16 protein-coding genes are annotated in these 16609 nt (G+C 74.8%); 2 read left to right on the top strand and 14 right to left on the bottom strand.

Going from position 1 to position 16609, the window contains the following annotated elements; all coding sequences use genetic code 11:
- Positions 1-14 precede the first annotated feature (14 nt).
- From ACZ6C6_RS27150 to ACZ6C6_RS27130, 5 genes are all read right to left on the bottom strand, one after another.
- Positions 15-1781 (bottom strand): acyl-CoA dehydrogenase, encoded by a 1767-nt coding sequence (locus tag ACZ6C6_RS27150; RefSeq protein WP_469206189.1) that lies wholly within the window; start codon positions 1779-1781, stop codon positions 15-17.
- 151 nt (positions 1782-1932) lie between these two features.
- Positions 1933-2889, bottom strand: a complete 957-nt coding sequence (locus tag ACZ6C6_RS27145) for an aromatase/cyclase (protein WP_469206187.1) — start codon at positions 2887-2889, stop codon at positions 1933-1935.
- A 62-nt stretch (positions 2890-2951) separates the two neighbouring features.
- The gene (locus tag ACZ6C6_RS27140; RefSeq protein ID WP_469206185.1) at positions 2952-3746 is read right to left on the bottom strand and encodes an SDR family NAD(P)-dependent oxidoreductase; all 795 of its coding nucleotides are present in this window, start codon (positions 3744-3746) and stop codon (positions 2952-2954) included.
- The gene (locus ACZ6C6_RS27135) at positions 3743-5458 is read right to left on the bottom strand and encodes an FAD-dependent oxidoreductase (RefSeq protein ID WP_469206183.1); all 1716 of its coding nucleotides are present in this window, start codon (positions 5456-5458) and stop codon (positions 3743-3745) included. The genes ACZ6C6_RS27140 and ACZ6C6_RS27135 overlap by 4 nt, the downstream gene beginning before the upstream one ends.
- Positions 5459-5498: 40 nt before the next feature.
- Complete coding sequence (locus ACZ6C6_RS27130; RefSeq protein ID WP_469206181.1) at positions 5499-7073, bottom strand: class I adenylate-forming enzyme family protein; 1575 nt, start codon at positions 7071-7073, stop codon at positions 5499-5501.
- Positions 7074-7241: 168 nt separating this feature from the next.
- Between ACZ6C6_RS27130 and ACZ6C6_RS27125 the strand changes: the two genes are divergently transcribed.
- Positions 7242-7730 (top strand): nuclear transport factor 2 family protein, encoded by a 489-nt coding sequence (locus ACZ6C6_RS27125; protein WP_469206179.1) that lies wholly within the window; start codon positions 7242-7244, stop codon positions 7728-7730.
- Between the two features lie 15 nt (positions 7731-7745).
- On the opposite strand, the gene ACZ6C6_RS27120 is transcribed toward ACZ6C6_RS27125, so the two are convergent.
- The 6 genes from ACZ6C6_RS27120 to ACZ6C6_RS27095 all read right to left on the bottom strand — a co-directional run bounded on the left by ACZ6C6_RS27120 (position 7746) and on the right by ACZ6C6_RS27095 (position 13131).
- On the bottom strand, positions 7746-8645 hold the full coding sequence (locus tag ACZ6C6_RS27120) for an MBL fold metallo-hydrolase (RefSeq protein WP_469206177.1): 900 nt from the start codon (positions 8643-8645) through the stop codon (positions 7746-7748).
- On the bottom strand, positions 8646-8909 hold the full coding sequence (locus ACZ6C6_RS27115; RefSeq protein ID WP_469206175.1) for an acyl carrier protein: 264 nt from the start codon (positions 8907-8909) through the stop codon (positions 8646-8648).
- A gap of 57 nt (positions 8910-8966) precedes the next feature.
- Positions 8967-10211, bottom strand: a complete 1245-nt coding sequence (locus ACZ6C6_RS27110; RefSeq protein WP_469206173.1) for a beta-ketoacyl synthase N-terminal-like domain-containing protein — start codon at positions 10209-10211, stop codon at positions 8967-8969.
- Positions 10208-11473, bottom strand: coding sequence for a beta-ketoacyl-[acyl-carrier-protein] synthase family protein (locus tag ACZ6C6_RS27105; RefSeq protein ID WP_469206171.1), 1266 nt, complete (start codon positions 11471-11473; stop codon positions 10208-10210). Before ACZ6C6_RS27105 ends, ACZ6C6_RS27110 begins: the two co-directional genes overlap by 4 nt.
- The gene (locus ACZ6C6_RS27100) at positions 11470-12225 is read right to left on the bottom strand and encodes a thioesterase II family protein (RefSeq protein ID WP_469206169.1); all 756 of its coding nucleotides are present in this window, start codon (positions 12223-12225) and stop codon (positions 11470-11472) included. Before ACZ6C6_RS27100 ends, ACZ6C6_RS27105 begins: the two co-directional genes overlap by 4 nt.
- Before the next feature lie 84 nt (positions 12226-12309).
- A complete protein-coding gene (locus ACZ6C6_RS27095; RefSeq protein ID WP_469206167.1) occupies positions 12310-13131 on the bottom strand; it encodes an AfsR/SARP family transcriptional regulator in 822 nt (273 codons plus the stop codon).
- Positions 13132-13436: 305 nt separating this feature from the next.
- Here ACZ6C6_RS27095 and ACZ6C6_RS27090 point away from each other — a divergent pair, with 305 nt between their 5' ends.
- On the top strand, positions 13437-14396 hold the full coding sequence (locus tag ACZ6C6_RS27090; RefSeq protein WP_469206165.1) for an AfsR/SARP family transcriptional regulator: 960 nt from the start codon (positions 13437-13439) through the stop codon (positions 14394-14396).
- On the opposite strand, the gene ACZ6C6_RS27085 is transcribed toward ACZ6C6_RS27090, so the two are convergent.
- Genes ACZ6C6_RS27085 through ACZ6C6_RS27075 form a run of 3 tightly spaced genes read right to left on the bottom strand, consistent with a single transcriptional unit; the run spans position 14378 to position 16407 of the window.
- Positions 14378-14899, bottom strand: coding sequence for an acyl carrier protein (locus ACZ6C6_RS27085; RefSeq protein WP_469206162.1), 522 nt, complete (start codon positions 14897-14899; stop codon positions 14378-14380). The genes ACZ6C6_RS27090 and ACZ6C6_RS27085 overlap by 19 nt on opposite strands.
- 1 nt (position 14900) lies before the next feature.
- Complete coding sequence (locus ACZ6C6_RS27080; protein WP_469206161.1) at positions 14901-15542, bottom strand: ScbR family autoregulator-binding transcription factor; 642 nt, start codon at positions 15540-15542, stop codon at positions 14901-14903.
- A 31-nt stretch (positions 15543-15573) separates the two neighbouring features.
- On the bottom strand, positions 15574-16407 hold the full coding sequence (locus ACZ6C6_RS27075; RefSeq protein ID WP_469206159.1) for an AfsR/SARP family transcriptional regulator: 834 nt from the start codon (positions 16405-16407) through the stop codon (positions 15574-15576).
- Positions 16408-16609: the final 202 nt, after the last annotated feature.

The following is a 16609-nucleotide window of genomic DNA, read 5'->3' as shown; positions in this document are numbered from 1 at the left end:
CTGAGCACCGGGGGTCATGGTGCGTACGGGAGCGCGTCGAGGTCGTAGCCCAGGCCCTGGCCGTGACGGCGGATCAGCTCGGCGAGCACCTGGTCCTGGACGCCGTCGGGCAGGGCGGGCACGGGGATGCCGAGGCGCTGCCCGGCCCGGGTGAGGGCGAGCACGGCCCAGGCGGGGTCGGCGAGGAACGGGTCGGTGCCGTCCTGGCCCTCCCAGACGGCGAGCACGGCCGCGGCGCCGACGATCCGGCTGTAGCGGTCGCTGAGCCGGACGACGGCCGGGTCGGCGAGGGCGGCGGGGCCGGGCGGGATGCGGCGGCACTGGGCGCGCAGCCCGCGCAGCTCGGTGGCGAATGCCTCGGCGAGCCCGGCCAGCGCGCCGGTGTGACCGCCGGCCTCGCGGAGCGGGGCGAGCCGTTCGGCGGTGGCGGCGAGCGAGGCGGCCATGAAGTCGCCGCCGCCCGCGATGCCGAGGAGCCGGTAGTCCAGGTGGGGCAGTTCGGCGCCTGTGGTGAACAGTTCGGCGGGCGGCTCCGGTTCGGCGAACCAGGAGCGTTCGGCGAGTCCACGCAGCTGCGGCACCAGGACCGACTGGCAGGAGGCGGATCCGGCGTGCCCGAGCCCGGCGACGGGCAGGTCGCGGCTGAGCTTGCCGAGCGCCCCGTACGCGGGGTTCGTGTGGTCGTAGCCGCGGGCGCCGAGGACCGTGGCGAGCTCTTCCAGGTTCTCCCGCAGCAGTTCGGGCACCACGTATTTGACGGCGGCGGCGAAGAGGTGGGCGCTCGCGGGCAGCAGGCTGAGGGCGCGCAGGACGGTGGTGGACATCGCGTCGCAGGCCAGGAGGTCGGCGAAGACCCCGGTGAGCGGCTTGTGCCAGCGCCGGGCGACCCCGCTCACGCGGCCCTCCGTCGCGGCGCGCGCGGCGGAGTGCAGGACCGTTCCGGCGGCGGCGGTGACGAGCCCGCAGATCAGGCTCCGGTTCACCTGGAAGGCGCGCAGGGCGATACCGGCCCCGTCGCCGGGGTGGCCGACGAGCGCGTCCTCGGGCACGGGCAGCCCGGCGAACTCCAGGCCGGAGAAGAGGGCCCCGCGCATCCCGGAGCTCTCCACCCGGGGCAGGTGGCGCAGGTGTGCCGGGTCCTGTCCGGCCGGGTCGAGCAGCAGGACGGAGTGACTGCGTGGGCCCGGGGCCTCGTCGGTGCGGGCGTAGACGACGTGGAGGTCGGCGCGGGACGCGTTGAGGATGACGTCCTTGCGGCCGCTGATCAGGCGTCCGCCGGGGGCCGGGCGGGCGGTGAACTCGTGGCGCAGGATGGCGTTGGCGTGGGCGAGTTCGTGGTGCAGGATCGCGATCCGGCCGCCGCCCAGCAGCAGGCGGGCGGTCTCGCGGCGCTGCTCCTCGTCCCCGGCCGCCCACACGGCGCCCGCCGCGAAGAGGGAGATGAGGCCGTGGCCCATGCCCAGTCCCAGGTCGCGCCGGAACACCGGCCGCACGGCCCGTGCCAGCAGATCGGCGCGGGTCAGCCGCCCGCCGAGGGCGACGGGCACGAATTCGGCGCCGATCCCTTCGTCGGTGAGCAGTTCCTCGGTCGCCTCGGGCGGGGTGCTGCGGGCGTCGGCGTCGAACAGGGCGGCGAACCCGTGCGGGTTGGCGGGGTCGTAGGGGTCTCCGAGCCGTGCTTCCAGGCGTCGGGCCCGGTCGAGGGCGTCCGCGTCTGCGCGGCCGGAGGCAGGGGAGGAGGAGGGGGCGGGGCGCCCGGGGATCTCTGCGAGGGTGGTCATGACGGCGGCGTCCGCCTCCTTCGTCGTACGGGCACGGGGTGCGGGTGGGCGTGGCTCGACCCTGCGGGCGGCCGCTCGCGACACGGTGGAGAACGGCTGGGGAACCGCTCCACGGCCGGTCCGGGAGCCTTGCGGCGGAGCCGGGGACCCGTCACAGCATGCGGATCGCGGTCTCCGCGTGGCGCTTCGCCAGGTTGAGCGTGGCCGTCGAGTTGCGGCCCAGCGCCTCGCGTACGTACCGGCGGGCCTGAGGCAGTCCGGCGCCCTCGCCCAGCACCTGTTCGACGGCGCTCTCGCGGAGGACGACGGTGTGCTGGGAGACGACGGTGACGCCGGTCGCGTCGGGCACCACGGACCACTCGCCGGTGTGCGCCTCCATGAGGGCGGGGGTGGCGGTCTGCTTGTAGACGATGCGCCCGGCGTGCGGGAAGCAGATGCGGACGGACTCGGTGGTGTGCGTACTGCCGTCGGCGGTGACGGTGTCCATCGCCATGACCTGGACGCCGGGGGCGGGCTCGGTGAAGTCGAGGCGGGAGACGTGCGGGACCAGCTCGGGCCAGTCGCCGATGCGGTAGAGGAAGTCGTACACCAGCTCGGCGGGGCCGTGGACGCGTACCGAGTCCTCGAAGGACAGGACGAGGTCGTCCAGGAGGGTCCAGCGCTCCGCGATCCCCTTCAGACTGGCCAGCTCCGCACGGGAGTTGGTGTCGCAGGCGGTCTCGACCCAGCGCACGTCCTCGAAGCGGTCCCCGGCGACGGTGAAGTCGTGCAGCAGGACCAGCCGGGTGCCGCCGCCGGGGCGCTCCTCGACGATCCAGGTGCCTTCCATGGTCTCGACCGGTGCCTGCGGCCGGGTCTGCCGGAAGGTGATGCGCCGCGCCGCCGGGTCCTGGGTCCGCTCGGAGAGCCAGGACCGCACGTCGCCGTTGGCGGTCGCCCACATGCGCAGCCGCTCGTCGCGGCCGTCGAACTCCAGGCGCTCCACGTGCACGTTGGGCGGGAAGAACAGCGGCCAGCGCTCGGCGTCCGCGATCAGCCCGTAGACGACGCCCGGCTGGGCGTCCACGTCGACACTGTGCCTCGTCCGGTGCACACGTACGTCCGACACCACACACCTCTTTCTCGGTTGTTCGTGGTCCCCGCCCGCGCGGCGCGGGCGGTCCGGGAGGGTCAGAAGTTGCCCAGGCCGCCGCAGACGTTGAGGGCCTGCGCCGTGATGGAGGCGGCGGGCCCGGACGCCAGGTAGCCGACCAGGGCCGCGACCTCCTCCGGGGTGGAGTAGCGGCCCAGGGGGATCTTCGCCTCGAACCGGGCGAGGACGTCCTCGTCGGTGGTGTCCCAGGCGGCGGCGTATCCGGCGCGCACCCGCTGGGCCATCGCGGTCTCGACGTAGCCGGGGCAGACGGCGTTGACGGTGACGCCGGTCGGCGCCAGCTCGCGGCCGAGCGCCTTGGTGAAGCCGACGACGCCGTGCTTGGAGGCGCTGTACGGGGCGCCGAGCAGGACGCCCTGCTTGCCGGCGGTGGAGGCGATGTTGATGATCCGGCCCCGGGCGGCGGCGTCCTGGAGCCCGCCGTTCGCCAGGGCCTCGCGGGTCACCAGGAACACGCTGTTGAGGTTGGTGTCGATGACGTCGTACCAGAGCTCGTCGCTGAGCTCCGCGGTCACCCCTCCGCCACTGCGCCCGGCGTTGTTGACGAGGACGGTGAGCGGCCCGTACGCGGTGACGGCGGCGCGCACCAGGGCGGCGACGTCCTCGCGGGAGCGCACGTCGGCGGCCTGCCCGGAGACGTCCAGGCCCTCGTCGCGCAGGGCGTCGACGGTCTCCTTGACGGCCGCGTCGGTACGGGCGCACAGGAAGACGCGGTGTCCGGCGCGGCCGAGCGTCCGGACCACTTCCAGGCCGATGCCGCTCGTGCCGCCGGTCACCAGGGCGACGGGGCGGGTCTCGGAGGTGGCGGTCATGAGCGGTGCTCCTTCGTCGTGGCCGGGTGTACGGAAACGGCGCGCGGCTCCACGCGGGCCGGCAGCGCGAGCGGGGCGGACGGCCCGACCGGTGCGAGCGCCCGGTCCAGCGCGGTCCGGCTGAGCACGGGTCCGCGCGCGGCGACGTATCCGTCGGGGCGCACCAGGAGCCAGGAGCCGGGGCGCAGGCCGAGCGCGGTGCGCAGCGCGGCGCCGGGGTCGGCGAGCGGGGCGGGCCCTTCGGAGCCGTCGGCACGGCCGCCGAGGGTGCGCACGGAGAGCCATTCGGCGTACTGGGCGGCCGCGGTGACGGCGACGCCCACGGGTACGTCGCCGGGTCCGGTGCCGCCCGCTCCGAGCAGCAGGCTCCACCGCACGTCCCGCAGCTCGTCGGCGAACGCCTCGCGCACCGTGGGCTCCAGGCCGTCCAGCGCGACGGCCCGGGCACGTCCGCCCGGGGCGGGCCCGGTGGCGGCGGGCCCGGTGGCGGTCCCGGCGGTGGTGAGCGGCGACGCGCCGTAGCCGATGCGCAGTCCGGACATCCCGCCGAGGACCTTGCGCTGTATGGCGCGGCGCAGCGGGGTGACGTTGCGTACGACGGTGAAGACGACGGGCAGCACGGCGGCGGCGAGCAGGTTCTTCAGCTGCACGAGGACGGTGGCGGTGCGGGTGGAGTCGAGGAGGGCGGCGCCGATCGGCACGCGCTCGGCGCCGTAGCTGTCGAGCAACCGGTCCGCCGCGTGGCCCTGTTCGACCTGGGCGAGCTTCCAGGCCAGGTTGTACGCCTCCTGGATGCCGGTGTTCATGCCCTGGCCCGAGGCGGGGCTGTGCACGTGGGCGGCGTCGCCCGCGACGAAGACCCGCCCCTCCCGCATCCGGTCGACCCTGCGCTGCTGGAACGTGAAGACGGACGTCCACTCGCTGGGGCCGACGGTGACCGGGCGGCCCAGGCCCTTGGACAGCTTCGCGCCGAGGCGTTCCTCGACGCCCTCCGCACCGTGGTCCGGGACGGTGTCGAGGAGGCGCCAGTGGCCCTCGCGGGCGTAGGGCACCATCATCAGGGCCTGTCCGCCGGTGTGCGCCCAGTAGATGGTGTCGGGCGGCAGGTCCATCGTGACGGGCACGTCGGCGAGCATCCATGTCTCGCTGGTGGTCCCGGCGAGTTCCAGGCCGAGGAGCTTGCGGACGGTGCTGTGGCCGCCGTCGCAGCCGATCAGCCACGAGGTGTCCGTGGTGTGCCGGGTGCCGTCGGCGTCCTCCAGGGTCACGCGCACCCCGTCCGGGTGCTGGTCGAGGCCGGTGAGCCGGACGCCCCACTCGATGTCGACGCCGAGCCGGGCCACCGCCTCGCGCAGCACCGCTTCCGTGTCGGTCTGGCCGATGACGAGCGTGAAGGGATACGCGGTGGGCATCGACGCGTAGTCGGCCTGGAGGCGGACCAGGCGGCGGCCCTCTGCGTACATGGTGAAGGCGGCGTTGCGGCGGCCCCGGGCGAGCATGGCGTCCACGACGCCCATCTGGTCGTACGTCTCCAGGGTGCGCGGGTGGGTGGCGACGGCGCGGCTGGTGCGCGCGGGGCCGGGGGCCGCGTCGACCAGGCGGACCCGCAGGCCGCGCCGGGCCAGTTCGTGGGCGGCGGTCAGGCCGACGGGGCCGGCCCCCGCGATCAGCACCTGCGGCGGGGCGGCCGGCTCCGTGCCGGAATTCACCATGGTCGGTCTCCCGGGGTGGTGAGGCGGATGGGCGGGGCGGTCACAGCGCCGCGCTGGCGCGCAGCTTCTGCCGTACGGCGCGGCGCCGGGGCTTCCCGGTGGGGGTGCGCGGCACGGTGTCGATGGCCTCGGCAAAGCGGATCTGCTCGAAGCGGCCGAGGCGGTCGTTGGCGCGTTCGGTGATCGCGTCGAGCACGTCGAGGACGCCGTGGCCGTACGGGTCGCCGTCCGCCCCCGCGTCCTCGCACAGCACGATCCCGGCCCACACCAGGGCGCCGTGCTCGGCGTCGGGCCAGTCCGCGACCAGGCAGTCCGCGACCCGGGGGTCGTCGGCGAGTATCCGCTCGATGCGGCTGGGCGAGACGATCTCGTTGTCGTACTTGAAGACGTCGGCGAGCCGGTCGACCAGGGTCAGGTTGCCCTCGTCGTCCAGGCGGCCGACGTCACCGGTGGCGAAGAAGCCGTCCGCGTCGACGCGGGCGGGGTGCGCCTCGCCCAGGTAACCGGCCATCAGCTGCGGCCCGCGCACCAGGACCTCGCCGACCGACCAGGGGCCGAGCGGGCGCCGGGTCGTCAGGTCCACGACGCGGCACTCGGTGTCCGCGACGACGGAGCCGACGGTGCCGGGGCGGTAGCGGCCGGGCCGCTGGCTGTGCGTGAGCGGGGACAGCTCGGCCATGCCGTAGCCCTGGATGACGGGCACGCCGAGCCGCTCCTCCAGGACGCGCGCCGCCTGCGGTCGCAGCGCCGACCCGCCGGACAGCACGGCGGTGAGCCGCAGCCCGTCCGGCGCGCCGCCCGCCGCGAGACGCCCGTCGGCGGCCAGGGCGTGCAGGCGGGCGGGCAGCCCGTAGTAGTGCGTGGCCCCCGCGTCGGCGGCGGCGCCGAGCGACACGAAGGGGTCGGGGTCCTGGCAGAGGACCTGGCAGGCGCCCGCGTACAGGGCCGAGTTGAGGTGCATGACGTGGTAGAGCGGCAGGTGGTTGAGGGTCACCGACGCGTCGGTCAGGCCGTGCGCGTCGGCGGTCTGCCAGGCGTTGGCGACCACGTTGCGATGGGTCAGCAGGACGCCCTTGGGGGCACCGGTGGTCCCGGTGGTGAACTGCACGCACGCCACGTCGTCCGGCGAGGCGGCGGGCCCGGCGTACGGCTGCGCCCCGGCGATCAGCTCGTGCAGGGGCGCGGTTCCGGCGGGGGCCTGCCCGTCCATGACGACGACAGTGCGCAGGGCGGGCAGCCGGGGCGCGATCCGCGTGAGGGACGCGGCGGTGGCGGCGGGCGCGAGGACGATCCCGGCGCCCGACGTGCCGAGCACGTGGTGCAGCCCCTCCGGCGGGAGCAGCGGGTTGACCAGGACGACGGTGGCCCCGGCACGCATGACCCCGTGGTACGCGGCGGCGAACTCCGGGGTGAGGGCGTGGGTGACCCCGACCCGGGTGCCGCGGCCGGCGCCCGCCGAGGAGAGCCAGCCGGCGATCCGGTCCGCGTAGGCGTCGAGTTCGGCGAAGCGCAGCACACGGGTGGCGGTGCGCACGGCGGTGCCGTCGGGGTCGCGCCGCGCGGCGCGCCGCAGCAGTCCGTCCACCGGGAGGTCGCTGTACGGGGTTTCGCGCACCGGGGTCCCCTTCCGTCGTCACCGGCGGCCTTTACCTCCGGATTGCCCTCACCCTCCGCCGGTGCGCTTGAGGAATCTTTGAAGAGCGCTCGATCAGCACCACGGAAGGTGAGGGGGAACCGACTGGAGAACCGCCCGGAGACCCCTGCGGATGAGAAGGAAGAAACGATGACGGCCGACACCACGCACCTCACCGGACACGCGCCGGACACCTCGGACTTCGGTGCGCTGTACGCCGAGGTGCAGCAGTTCTACGCCCACCAGATGCAGCTCTTCGACCGGCACGAGGCCGAGCGCTGGGCCGCCACCTTCACCGAGGACGCCGTGTTCAGCGTGCCCACGCTGGACAGCCCGGTGCACGGCCGCGCGGAGCTGGCCGCCAACGTCCACCGCAACCGGCTCCGTCAGGAACGCGAGGGCGGGCAGCTGCGGCACTGGATCGGCATGCTCGACGTGGACGTCCGCCCCGGCGGCGTCCTGCAGACCCGCGCCTACGCCCTGGTCTTCGCGACGCCGCGCGGCGGCGTTCCGGCGATGTCCCGGTTCTGTGTGATGGCGGACGAACTGGTGCGCTGCCGGGGCCGGCTGCGGGTCCGCAGCCGCGTGGTGTCGCGGGACGACCTCACGGCCGGTTTCCCGGCCCCGGTGCTCGTCTGAGGGATGCGCGGTGCGTCAGGCGCGGCAGACCGGCAGGCCGCCGTGGTACCGCGCCATCTCCTGGAACAGCGCCCCGATGTCGAGGGGCGCGCCCGGGAGGGCGCCGCGCTCCTCCGCGTACGCCCGGTGCAGATTGGGCACCAGGCGCTCGGCGTCCAGGAGCCCGGCATAGGGGCCGGGCCCCGCCTGCCGAGCGAGGTCGTACGGGGTCAGTCCGGCGGCGACGCCCTCGCGGGCGAGCTCCTGGAGGCGGCGGAAGTATCCCGCGTCGGCGTCGAGGAGTTCCGGGCCGCCGACGGGACCGTGCCCGGGGACGACCGTGAGCGGTTCCAGGGCGCGCAGCGCGGCGAGGGCGCGCAGGGAACCGCTGACCGAGCCCATCGGGCAGAACGGGGTGACGCCGTTCATCACCACGTCACCGGCGAACAGGACGCGCGGCCCGGGCAGCCACACCACGGTGTCGCCGCAGGTGTGCGCGGGACCCACGTGCAGGAGTTCGGCCCGCAGCTCCCCCACGTACAGCGTCATCCGCTCCTCGAAGGTGACCTGCGGGACGACGACCTCCAGGTCCCCCCAGCGCACTTCGGGCCAGAGCCCCGTCAGGTGCAGTCCCGCCGCGGCGGCCTCGTCCCGGGCCCGCGCCTGCCCGACGACGACCGCCTCCGGGAAGACGCAGTTGCCGAAGGTGTGATCGCCGTGGAAGTGCGTGTTGACCAGGTAGCGGGGCGGACCGGCCGTCACCGTCAGGACCCGGGCGCGCAGGGCGCGGGCCCGGTCCAGGGTGGCGACCGTGTCGACCAGGGCGCTCTCGCCGCCGTCGGCGAGCAGCCCCGAGTTGTTCAGGCACCAGCCGCCGTCGCCCTGGACATGGGCATGGACACCGTCGGCGATCTCGGTGAGCCGGCTGTCCGACATTCAGGCCGCCGACCGGGCGGCCAGCGCCCCGTTGACGAGGTCGAGGTATGCGCGCGGGGTCTGCGCCTCGTCCAGCGCCTCCTCGTCCAGCGCCACGTCGTAGTCGCGCTCCACGACGCCGGTGACCTGGAGCAGGGCCAGCGAGTCGTAGCCCAGGTCGAGAAAGAGGGTGTCCTGGGCGCCCTCGTCCAGCGGCACGCCCTCATCACTCCCGGCGGCGTCGCGCAGCAGGACGGCAAGGTCGGTCAGGTGCAGGCGGTCCACGGTGTTCCCCTCCTGGTACGGGTGTGCGTCTGGGTGGTGCTCAGAGGTGTACGGCGCTCACGCGCGGGGCGCGCGCACCACGGCCGCCGCGTTGAAGCCGCCCCGGCCCCGGGCGAGGACCAGCGCGTGCCGCAGCCGTGCCGGGCGTGGCGCACCGGTCACCAGGTCGACCGGGCAGTCGTCGGCGAGCCGTCCGACCGGTGCGCCCGGCGGGACGACCTGGTCGCGCAGAGCGAGCAGGGCCGCCGCCAGATCGAGGGCCGATCCGCCCGAACCGAGGCGTCCGAACAGCGACTTCGGGGCCGTCACCGGCACCCCGTACGGGCCGAAGAGGGCGGTGAGCGCGGCGGCTTCGGCCCGGTCGGCGTCCCGGTCCCCGGCGGCGTCCGCGAAGACCACGTCCACGTCCGCCGCGTCGACCCCGGCATCGGCGAGGGCGAGGCGTGCGGCGTCGAGCAGGCGGGGCGCGCCGCGTCCGGGCGCGGGGTCGAAGGTGGCGGCGCAGCCCTCGACGGTGCCGAGGACGCGGGCCCCCCTGGCGTGCGCGGCGTCGCCGTCCTCCACGACGAGCAGGGCGCCGCCCTCCCCCACGACGTGCCCGGAGGCATCGGCGGAGAACGGCAGATAGGCGTCGGCCGGGTCGCGCCGGGTGCTCAGGCCCCCGGCGGCCAGATGGGCGGTGAAGCCCCACGGACACACCGTCGCGTCGAAGCCGCCGGTGAGGACGGCCCGGCCGCCCTTGCGCAGTTGGCGCCGGGCCTGGGCCATCGCGTCGAGGCCGCCCGCCTGCTCGGACACCACGACACCGCTGGGGCCGCGCAGGCCGTGCCGGATCGAGATCTGCCCGGAGTTGGCGGCGTAGAACCAGGCGAAGGACTGGAAGGCGCCGACGTACCGGCTGCCCTTGCTCCACAGCTCCTGCAGTTCGCGCTGGCCGAATTCGAAGCCGCCCGCGCCGTTGGCGGTGACGACGCCCATGCCGTACTCGGGCAGGGCCGACGGGTCGATGTCCGCGTTCGTGATGGCCTCGGCCGCCGCCGCGAGGGCCAGCCGCGTCACCCGGTCGGTCTGCGGCAGCAGCTTGCCCGGAACGTGCGCCGCGTCCTCGAAGCCGGTGACCTCACCGGCGAGGACGGCCGGGTAGCCGGAGGCGTCGAACCGGGTGACGGGACCGATGGCGCGGTGCCCGCGCAGGACCGCCGACCACCAGGTCTCGGTGCCGACGCCGCCGGGTGCGGCGACGCCGATGCCGGTGACGGCCGCGGTAGCGGTCGCGGTGCGGACGGGTGCGGGGGCGGTCATCGGTGCGTCTCCGTCCGGGGTGCGGTGAGCACCATCGCGCTCTGGAAGCCGCCGAATCCGCTGCCGACGCTGAGGACGGTGTCGGTGCGCTGCTCGCGGGCGACGAGCGGTACGTAGTCGAGGTCGCAGCTCGGGTCGGGCTCGTGCAGATTGGCGGTGGGCGGCACCGTGTCGTGCTCGATGGCCAGCGCGCACGCGGCGATCTCCAGGGAGCCGATCGCACCGAGCGAGTGCCCGATCATCGACTTGATGGAGCTGACGGGCACCCGGTAGGCGTGCTCGCCCAGGCTCGCCTTGAAGGCCGCCGTCTCGTGCTTGTCGTTCTGCTTCGTGCCCGAGCCGTGCGCGTTGACGTAGTCCACGGCGGTCGGGTCGAGCCGCGCCTCGTCCAGGGCGATACGGACGGCCTCGGCCATCTCCCGCCCGTCCAGGCGCAGTCCGGTCATGTGGTACGCGTTCGAGCGGCTGGCGAACCCCGCGATCTCCGCGTACACGTGCGCCCCTCTGCGTTCCGCGTGCGTGTACTCCTCCAGCACGAGTACGGCACTGCCCTCGCCGAGCACGAAGCCGCCCCGGGTCCGGTCGAAGGGGCGTGAGGCGGTCTCCGGCTCGTCGTTGCGCGCGGAGGTGGCCCGGATCGCGTCGAAGGAGGCCAGCGTGATCGGGGTGATCGGCGCCTCGGACGCACCGGCCAGCATCACATCGGCGCTGCCCTCGCGGATGAGCTCCGCGGCGTGCCCGAGCGAGTCCAGGCCGGAGGTGCACCCGGTGGAGACGACGGCGACGGGGCCGAGCGCCCCGGCGTCCCGGGCGACCTCGGCGGCCACGGAGCTCGGCACGAGGTAGTCCCCGAGCCGTTCCTCCGCGCGGGCCGGGTCCAGCAGCCAGTGCTCGCCGCCCTCGCTGACATGTGCGTACACCTCGTCGAGCCCGCTGCTGCAACCGACCGCGGTGCCCAGGGAGACGCCGGTGCGCTCGCCCCCGGCCGCCAGGTCGAGGCCGCTGTCGGCGACGGCCTCGCGGGCGGCGGTGAGCGCGAACTGCGCGACCCGGTCCAGGCGGTGGGCGTCCCCGGCGTCGAAGCCGTGGTGCGCGGGATCGAAGTCCGCCTCGGCGGCGATCCGGGACCGGAACGACGTGGCGTCGAAGCGCGTGATGCGGCGGGTGGCGGTACGGCCCTCCGTCAGCAGCGACCAGAACGCGGCGGTGCCGGTGCCGCCCGGGGCGACCACCCCGATACCGGTGATGACGACCCGCCTCATCGGACGCCCGCCGGCTGCGGGGCGAGACGGCGCACCACGCGTGCGGCGCGGCCCACCAAGCGGGGCAGGTCGTGGCCCCGCAGGAAGAAGTGGTCGCCGGGCACGGTGCGGACGGCGAAGGGGCCGGTGGTCCAGGCGCGCCACTGCGCCATGGCCTCGGGCCGCGCCAGCGGGTCGTCGGCACCGGCCACCGCGAGGACGGGGACCGTGATCGGCCCGGCCGGGGAGGGTTCGCGGGCGGCCGTCCGCAGCTCGTGGGCGAGGACGAGGTCGTCGCGGAGCACCGGCAGGACGGCCTGGTGCCAGAAGTCTCCGGGCCGGGCGCGCGCGGGCAGCGCGCCCGCCTCGCCGAGCAGGCGCAGCAGCTCTTCGTCGCCCGCCCGGCACTGGTCGGCCAGTGCCGACAGCTCGTCGGGCGGGGGGCAGGCGCCGACGACGAGCAGCGACGGCCCCGGGAGCCCCGCCTCGTGCAGGGCCCGGGTGACGCTGTACGCGACGAGGGCGCCGAGGCTGTGCCCGTACAGGATGAACGGGGCGTCGCCGCCCTCGCCGGTGACGTGGGGCAGCTGGTCGGCGAGCAGGTCGGCGGAGCGGGTGAGGCGCGGCTCGGAGCGCCGGCGTTCGCGGCCGGGCAGCAGGTGCGGCACGGTCTCGACGCCGGGACCGAGGCGCGGGCCCCAGCCGTAGAAGGCGGAGACGCCCGCTCCGGCGTGTGCGAAGCAGTGGAGCCGTACGGGCCGTTCGTCGGACATGGGCCGTCCTCTCACGCGGTAGGGGTGTGAGCCCTCTCCGACCGCAGCCTGGCAACTCCCACTCGAACGGTGCTGGACCTGAACTCAGGCCGCGTACAGGTCGAACGTGGACAGTCCGCGCGGCCCGCTGAGCACGTCGAGCGCGGGGTCGACGGTGAGCATGGCCCGGTGGAGCCGCTGCATCTGCGGTGACGGCTCCACGCCCAGCTCCTCCACGAGACGGAGCCTCAGCCTGCGGTAGACGTCGAGGGCGGTGGCCTGCCGGCCCGACCGGTAGAGGGCGACCATCGCCTGCGAGTGCAGCCCCTCGTGCTGGGGATGACGCATGATCAGGTCGGTGAGCTCGGCCAGGACCTCGGTGTGCCGGCCGCAGCGCAGATCCGCGTCGATGCGCCGCTCGACGGTGACCAGGCGGGACTCCTCCAGCCGCATCACCTCGATGTCGAGGACAGGACCCAGCCGTACGTCGACCAGCGCGGAGCCCTGCCACATGGCGAGCGCCTCGCCGAACAGCGACGAGGCCCGGGCGTCCTCGCCCCGGTCGAAGGCGCCGCGCCCGGCCGTCACCAGCTCCTCGTAACGGTGCACGTCGACGGCGTCCGGCGGGATCTGGAGCAGATAGCCGCCGTGCCGGGTGGCCAGGACCTCCTTGGCCGCGCCGGGGATGTCGGGGCCCATGGCGGTGCCGAGGCGGCGGCGTAACTGGAGGATGTACGTCTGCAGGGTGGTCATGGCGCTCTGCGGCGAGTTGCTGCCCCAGATCTCTTCCATGAGGGTGGGCACGGGCACGACTCGGCCCGGGTGGAAGGCGAGCAGCGCGAGGAGCTGTCGCGGCTTGCCCGCCGTGGGCACGATCGACATCCCGTTGACCTCGGCGCTCAACGGACCCAGAACCTGTATTCGCACGGTGGCCTCCCCAAGGACCGGCCGGGGGTGGACCCGGCCGTGATCGCGTGCGCCGGCGCCTTCGCCCCCGTGGCCGAAAGCCGTCGGCGCCAGGCACGCTAGCCCCGCGCACACCGGGCGCCCCATTCTCTCGATCGGCGTTCGAGCAGCTCTCCAAGCAGGCATTGCGGCCGGATTGCGGCCCGTGAAGCGCCGCCTCAAGAACACGCAGACGACGACTGGAGGGGCGCTCGGGGGGCCTCCCCCGGCCATCGGGTGGTCGTTACCGTCCATGCCGTGACCGGATTCCGAGGGAGTGCCACCCGATGAGCGTCCTCGCCAGTCCGCGCCCGGGGGCGGCGCGGTCCGCCGCCGCGAACAGCCCCGTGGAGTTCCGGCTGCTGGGTCCGGTCATGGTCCACGACGCCACTGGGGGCGCGGACATCGTCCCGGCCGGTTCCAAGCAGCGCGCGCTGCTCGCCGCGTTCGTCACCCACGCGGGGGTGCTGCTCGACGTGGACCGGCTGGCGGCGGAGCTGTGGGACGGGGCGGACGGGGCGCCTCCCGGAAACGCGGCGAACGCCCTGCAGGCCCATGTGGCTCGGCTGCGGCGGCTGCTGCCCGCGCCCGGCGACTACGGCCATGCCTGGATCAGCACCCTGCCGACGGGCTACCTGCTCGACCTGGGCGGCGCCTCCACTGACGTCCAGCGCTTCACCCGGCGCTCGTCCGAGGGCCGGGCGGCCGTCGCCACCGACCCGGCACGGGCGGCGCAGATCCTGCACGGCGCCCTGGAGTTGTGGCGCGGCCCCGCGCTGCAGGACTGCCGCAGGGGGCCGGTGTGCGCGGCGGAGGCCGACCGGCTGGACGAGATGCGGCTCACCACGCTGGAGGCTCTGTACGAGGCGCGGCTGCGCTGCGAGCGGCACGGCGAGTGCATCGGCGACCTGGAACGGCTGACCGCCGACCACCCGCTGCGCGAACGCTTCTACGACCTGCTCATGGTGGCCCTGTACCGCAGCGGCCGCCAGGCGGAGGCCATCGGCGTGTACGAGCGGGCCCGGCGCCGTCTGGTCGCCGCCCTCGGCATCGAACCGGGCCCGGCGCTGCGCGGCCGCCTGGAGTCGGTGCTCACCCACTCCCCCGGCCTGGCCGCGCCCGTGGCCCCCGGCGTCCTGGACGAACTGGACCGGCTGCGCCGCCGGGTGGACGAGCTGGGCAGGCAGCAGCTGGAGCTGGCCCGTCGGCTGAACGCGGCGGCGGGCCCTCAGGCGGTGGCGAGGTGAGCGGCGAGCGCGGTGAGGTCCGGGTGGTCGTGGAGGACGACGGCCCGCTCCCGTAGCCCGTACGACTCGTTGACCGCCGTCATGAAGTCCGCGCCCGCCCGGGCGTCGACGCCCAGATCACTGAACGGGGTGTACGGGTCCAGGTCCCACGGATCGCAGGCCAGCACCTGCGCCAGCTCCTCGCGCAGCTCGTCGGCCGAAGGCGGCCGGCGGCACGGCGGAGCGGCCGGGGCGGCGACGGGCGCGGGGGCCGCCACGCAGCGCGTCTCCCGCGCCACGTGCAGGGCGAACGCCTCAAGGCTGGGGTGGTCCAGGACGGCCGCGCCCTTGATGGCGGTGCCGTAGCGGGCGTTGACGGTCGCCACGAACTCCGTGCCGAGCAGCGAGTCCAGGCCGATCTCCGGGAACGGCTGCCAGGGGTGCAGGGTGCACGCGTCGCGCCGGGTGACGTCGGCCAGCAGGCCGATCAGCGTGGCCAGGACATCGGCGGGGGCGGCGGCCATGTCACGCGGCCCGCACGGCCTCGGCGCAGGGCCGTGGCGGCGCCGTGCGGTAGCCGCCCGTCCGCCCGGGGCCCACGAGCACCGGCAGCAGCAGCTGCCACAGCGCCCCGCTGTCCCCCGGCCCGGCCCCGGCGGGCTGGTCCGCACCGGGCGGCGCCGTCCCGTACAACAGGGCGGCGAGCAGCGCCTCGGCGCCGTCGCCCCGGGCGTCCCCGCTCACCTGCCCGGCCGCCTCGGCCTCGTCCAGCAGGCGCCGGGCCTCGGCGAGCCACGCCCGGCGCAGGCCGCCGGTGCCGGCCGCTCCGGTCACCCCGTCGTCGGCCAGCCGGAACGCGGCCCGGACGACCGGGTCCGCGCGCCGCGCCAGGGTCAGCCAGTGCGTCAGGTCGATGAGGCGCTGCACCGGCCCGTCGCCGGTGGCCCGCCGCTCGTCCAGGAACTCCCCGAGCAGGGTGCGGCCGTGCAGCGCCACCGCGTCGGCCAGCGCCTCCTTCGACGGGAAGTGGAAGTACAGCGCGCCCTTGGTCAGGCCCGCGGCGGCGGCGATCTGGCTGAGCGTGGCGCTCGCGTAGCCGCTCCGGGTGAACAGCTCCGCCGCCGCGTCGACGAGCCGGCGCCTGGTGCGTTCCGACCTCTCCTGCATTTCACCCTCCCAGAACCGTGGGCCCCTGCGCTCAGCCGACCTGGGACAGCCGCTCGCCGGTGTCGGCGGCCGTCGTCCCGGGTGCCGGTGCGGACCCGGCCTTCAGAATGGAACGCTGCAGTCGTTGCAGCCCTGCGGATGGCTCAAGCCCCAGCTCACCGACGAGCCTGGTCCGCAGCCGGTGATACGCGTCCAGCGCTTCGCTGCGCCGGCCGGAGCGGTGCAGGGCGACCATGTAGTGGGCGTGCAGGTTCTCGTGCGTGCGGTAGCGGCTGACCAGGACCGTGAGTTCGCTCAGCAGTTCGCGGTGGCGGCCGAGGCGCAGATCGGCGTCGATGCGCTGGTCGAGGGCGCACAGCCAGGTCTCTTCCAGGCGCCGGATCTCCATGTCCAGCCGCGGGCCCCTCCGTACGTCCACCAGGGCGGAGCCGGTCCACAGCGCGAGCGCGTCCCGCAGTTCGCGTGCGGCGCGCCGGAAGTCGCCCGCGTCGCCCGTGCGGTAGCCGCTGCCGACCAGCCGCTCGAACTCGCGGACGTCGACGGTGCCGCCCGAGGTGTCCAGCATGTACCCGCCGGGGGTGGTGACCAGGACCTCCTTGGCGGTGCGCGACGAGGCGTCACCCGGGGCGCGTGCCAGGGCCGCCGCGATGAGCTCGCGCACCTGCAACACGTAGGTCTGCAAGGTGGTACGGGCGCTGCGCGGCGGATTCTCGCCCCACAGCTCCTCGATCAGGTCGGGCACGGAGACGACACGGTCGGCGTGCACGGCCAGGAGCGCCAGCACCTGCCGGGCCTTCGGCGCCGTCGGGGCGACCGAGATCCCGCCCTCGGTGACGACCAGCGCGCCCAGTACTTCGATGTCCATGGTGCTCCCCCTTTTCACGCATGCCTCATCAGCGAAGCTAAAAACAGGGCACGCGGTTTGTCAATACCAAACCGCGTGCCCTGTTTACAAGGGAGATCCAGGAAGCCTCTACTGCGGGGGGTTGCCGTGCTTGCGGGCCGGCAGGTCGGCGTGCTTGGTGCGGAGCATCGCGAGCGAGGCGATCAGGACCTCGCGCGTCTCG

This window comes from Streptomyces sp. NPDC041814 (assembly GCF_055590565.1).
This window is presented reverse-complemented; position numbering and strand designations above follow the sequence as displayed.

Bases quoted from the DNA above. Each gene is read 5' to 3' on its own strand.
- ACZ6C6_RS27075 (WP_469206159.1), bottom strand. From the start codon at position 16,407: ATGGACATCGAAGTACTGGGCGCGCTGGTCGTCACCGAGGGCGGGATC.
- ACZ6C6_RS27090 (WP_469206165.1), top strand. From the start codon at position 13,437: ATGAGCGTCCTCGCCAGTCCGCGCCCGGGGGCGGCGCGGTCCGCCGCC.
- ACZ6C6_RS27100 (WP_469206169.1), bottom strand. From the start codon at position 12,225: ATGTCCGACGAACGGCCCGTACGGCTCCACTGCTTCGCACACGCCGGA.
- ACZ6C6_RS27105 (WP_469206171.1), bottom strand. From the start codon at position 11,473: ATGAGGCGGGTCGTCATCACCGGTATCGGGGTGGTCGCCCCGGGCGGC.
- ACZ6C6_RS27080 (WP_469206161.1), bottom strand. From the start codon at position 15,542: ATGCAGGAGAGGTCGGAACGCACCAGGCGCCGGCTCGTCGACGCGGCG.
- ACZ6C6_RS27120 (WP_469206177.1), bottom strand. From the start codon at position 8,645: ATGTCGGACAGCCGGCTCACCGAGATCGCCGACGGTGTCCATGCCCAT.
- ACZ6C6_RS27135 (WP_469206183.1), bottom strand. From the start codon at position 5,458: ATGGTGAATTCCGGCACGGAGCCGGCCGCCCCGCCGCAGGTGCTGATC.
- ACZ6C6_RS27125 (WP_469206179.1), top strand. From the start codon at position 7,242: ATGACGGCCGACACCACGCACCTCACCGGACACGCGCCGGACACCTCG.
- ACZ6C6_RS27110 (WP_469206173.1), bottom strand. From the start codon at position 10,211: ATGACCGCCCCCGCACCCGTCCGCACCGCGACCGCTACCGCGGCCGTC.
- ACZ6C6_RS27085 (WP_469206162.1), bottom strand. From the start codon at position 14,899: ATGGCCGCCGCCCCCGCCGATGTCCTGGCCACGCTGATCGGCCTGCTG.
- ACZ6C6_RS27140 (WP_469206185.1), bottom strand. From the start codon at position 3,746: ATGACCGCCACCTCCGAGACCCGCCCCGTCGCCCTGGTGACCGGCGGC.
- ACZ6C6_RS27150 (WP_469206189.1), bottom strand. From the start codon at position 1,781: ATGACCACCCTCGCAGAGATCCCCGGGCGCCCCGCCCCCTCCTCCTCC.